The sequence below is a fragment of the Okeania sp. SIO2F4 genome (genome assembly GCF_010672385.1).
GTDB lineage: Bacteria > Cyanobacteriota > Cyanobacteriia > Cyanobacteriales > Microcoleaceae > Trichodesmium.
On the sequence record NZ_JAAHGT010001011.1, the window covers coordinates 1 to 3,410 of the forward strand.

The following is a 3,410-nucleotide window of genomic DNA, read 5'->3' on the forward strand; positions in this document are numbered from 1 at the left end:
AATTTTTCATTATTAGTCAATCCTATCCGTTTTCAAGGAGAGGTAAATTATTAATTATTAATTATTAATTATTAATTTTTGAAGCAGTTTATGTATCTCAAGAGCTTAAATCAAATTCCTCCTAGCTATTTCTATAATTAATGATTTTTCCGCTTTACTTCTTTCCTCTTTCTTATTTCCTGAAGTTGGGAAAAATTTAGTAGTCATAAAATTTGAAGAAGATTGACAATAGAATTTAATTTGAGAGAATCTACTAGGTATGGGTTTGGTATCCAAAACAGATATTTGAAGAAGATTGACAATAGAATTTAATTTGAGAGAATCTACTAGGTATGGGTTTGGTATCCAAAACAGATAAATGATTAAAAGCAATTATCTCCAACAATACTGCCAAATAAGATTACCGATAAATTGTGGGTATGCGCCTCCCCTTTTAAGAGGAAAAAAGAAAAAATTTTTCATTATTAGTCAATCCTATCCGTTTTCAAGGAGAGGTAAATTATTAATTATTAATTATTAATTATTAATTTTTGAAGCAGTTTATGTATCTCAAGAGCTTAAATCAAATTCCTCCTAGCTGTTTCTATAATTATTTTTATTCTTTCCTTCTTCCTTCTTCCTTCTTACCGAATTACTCTGCTTCCCCTTTCAAGGGGAAAAAAGCGGTTGAGGGATGGCAAAGAAACCTCGCCATATCCAATTGACCAAGAGAAGAAATAATATTTCCTTATATTCAATTCCCGAGCGGTTTTAACCAGAGGTAATTATCCATTATCCATTATTCATTATCCATTATCCATTAATGAACTCTTCCTTATTTCCTCAACTTACAACAGCATTTTTTTGAATCATTTCTTCTAATTGTTTACGAGTTAAACAACGACGTTCCGAAGAATAAGCCATCAAATTAACACCATTCATCATCCGCACTGTACTAACTCGTACACGAAAATCATCTGTCAAAAACCAACAACGTTCCTGTCCTTGATTTCTTTCATATTCTGTGTCAATTGTTAAGACTCCATCAGTGGCAAAATGATATCTACCCACTACAGGAATACCTTCAACATAACCACGATTACGCAAAAATTTTCCAGTTCTACCTGTTTCAGAATCAGGAATATCAACTAAAATAGCAGCATAATTTGGATTAGGTTCATCATTATCTAAATTATCTTGCCAATTAAAACTTGCACCACCTGTTGCTAAAGCTGGATTTACTTTTTGCTGTTCACAAACTTCGATAACTTTCGGGTCATCTTTTAGTAAAACTTTGACGATTAAATTAGATTTACCAGACTCATCTTGAGCAAAATCAAAATGATGAACAGTACGTTGAGAAAACCATGTTCCTTCACTTTTGATAAAAAAATCCATCATTGTCATTGGCGTAGTGAATTGCATCTTTATTTTCACCTCTAAAGTTTTATTAATATCCACCAGATTTTTAGTTAAGAAAAATCAACAAAAATCTAGTTGAGAGTCATAAAATTATAGGATAAATCAAATGGAGACTTTTGAATAGATAATTAACGAATCTATATATGCAATCCATTGTAAATAGTAAGCCATCCTCAAACAAAATGCAGTTTCAATCAGCTACAGAAATTATTCAAGCTTATCAGCAAAACGAAAATCTTATTGGTAGTAATTTACAAGGTATAGATATTAGTGAAATTGAACTATATCAAATTAATCTGAGTCAAAGCAATTTACAACAAGCCAAGTTAAATAATACTATTCTGATCGGAGCAAATTTGAGTGAAGCAAATTTGAGTGGAGCAAATCTCAAAGGTGCTGATTTACGAGGAGTTAACCTTCAGGGTGCAAACTTGAGTGGAGCAGATTTAACTAATACTTATTTGAATAGAGCTGAACTACAAAATGTTAATTTTGCCAATGCTAACTTAGAAGGTGCTAAACTACAAGTAGCATACTATGATGGGCGTACTGTTTGGCCTGAAGGATTTGCTTACAAAGGATCGGGAGCAGTTGGACCTGGAGCTAATTTAAGTGGAGCTTTCTTAAATACAGCTTACCTCAGAGGAGCTGACTTGCGCGGTGCTAATTTGCGGGGTTCTTATCTGAGTGGTACAGACTTGACAGGTGCGAATTTGCAAGGTGCAGCTTTGAGCGGGGCAAATATGAAGGGAGCTTTTTTAATAGGTGCTAACTTGCGTGATGCTCGACTTAATGCCGTAGAGTTGGATGGAGCAGATTTACGAGCTGCTGATTTAACAGGGGCTAGTTTAGATAATATTATTAGTATTGCTGGAGTAGATTTTACTTTAGTCCAAGGATTGAGTGATGATGCCAGAGCTATGTTATGTGGATATCCAGGCAAAGATTTGAGCACTTGGAATTCTTTTAGTCGGACTAATACAGAGAGTAGTTTGTTATCTTACTTGAATGATTTTTAGGCGTTTGTCAATCAAGGTATGAAAATAAAAATTGAACAATCTCAAATATTTGTTATTCAATAGTTTAGAAATTACCAAAAAATACAAATCATACCCTAATTTACCAACGCCGATTTTTAAATAGTAGAGGGTTTGAAGACTAAAGTCCTGTAGTTAATTTAGCTTGGATAGTTTGAAGAATATTTAAACTTATAGTAGCAGCTAGAGAAGTTAGGATATAGATTGATAAATCAAAAACTAGGAAACACGGTATTTATGAATCAAACTATGAATTAAGATATTTGGGCGAACCGTAATCAAGATATGAATTGTGGGGTTGCTGAAATGTAATGGTAAGTAGCTGAAGGTAAAATTGAAAAACTTATGTTTAGCGTTGATACTTAATCTAAAAATCATTACCACTCAGCGACACCACTATAATTAGACGATCGTCACCTTTACCAGTTTATCTAAAATCTAAAAACTGTAACGCAATAGTTAAAATGAAGTATGGCGATCGCTACCTTTACCAGTTTATCTAAAATCTAAAAACTGTTGCGCAATAGTTAAATTACAACATATTTCGGTTAAATGATGTACAGGGCAAATGGTGAAAGTCTCGTAGTGCCGGCATCTTGCCCGCGACAGGTGTACCTCACGGGCAACGGAAAGCGCTGTAATTATCAATTAAATTGAAGTATGGCGATCGCCACCTTGGCCAGTTTATCTAAAATCTAAAAACTATTGCGCAATAATTGAATTAATTATCAATAAAAGTGAGACTATACAATTTCTCTGTAATAATGCACTTCATAATTCTTACCCAGACCTGAATTTTACTGAGAGGTTTTATTAAGTGCAACTTCATGGAGAAATAGTCTACTGTTGCGCAATAGTTAAAGTGAAGTCCGGCGATCGCTACCTTGGCCAGTTTATCTAAAATCTAAAAACTGTTGCGCAATAGTTAAAGTGAAGTCCGGCGATCGCTACCTTGGCCAGTTTATCTAAAAT

The 3,410-nt window shown here is 33.8% G+C and carries 2 protein-coding genes; one reads left to right on the forward strand and one right to left on the reverse strand.

The window, feature by feature from the left end:
• Positions 1–822: 822 nt before the first annotated feature.
• Complete coding sequence (locus tag F6K22_RS36400) at positions 823–1,404, reverse strand: phycobiliprotein lyase (RefSeq protein ID WP_293109534.1); 582 nt, start codon at positions 1,402–1,404, stop codon at positions 823–825.
• Between the two features lie 179 nt (positions 1,405–1,583).
• Between F6K22_RS36400 and F6K22_RS36405 the strand changes: the two genes are divergently transcribed.
• A complete protein-coding gene (locus tag F6K22_RS36405; RefSeq protein ID WP_293109535.1) occupies positions 1,584–2,420 on the forward strand; it encodes a pentapeptide repeat-containing protein in 837 nt (278 codons plus the stop codon).
• Positions 2,421–3,410 lie beyond the last annotated feature (990 nt).

What these genes read in the sequence shown, in the direction of transcription:
- F6K22_RS36400 (WP_293109534.1), bottom strand. Translation starts at nt 1,404, where the DNA reads ATGCAATTCACTACGCCAATGACAATGATGGATTTTTTTATCAAAAGT.
- F6K22_RS36405 (WP_293109535.1), top strand. Translation starts at nt 1,584, where the DNA reads ATGCAGTTTCAATCAGCTACAGAAATTATTCAAGCTTATCAGCAAAAC.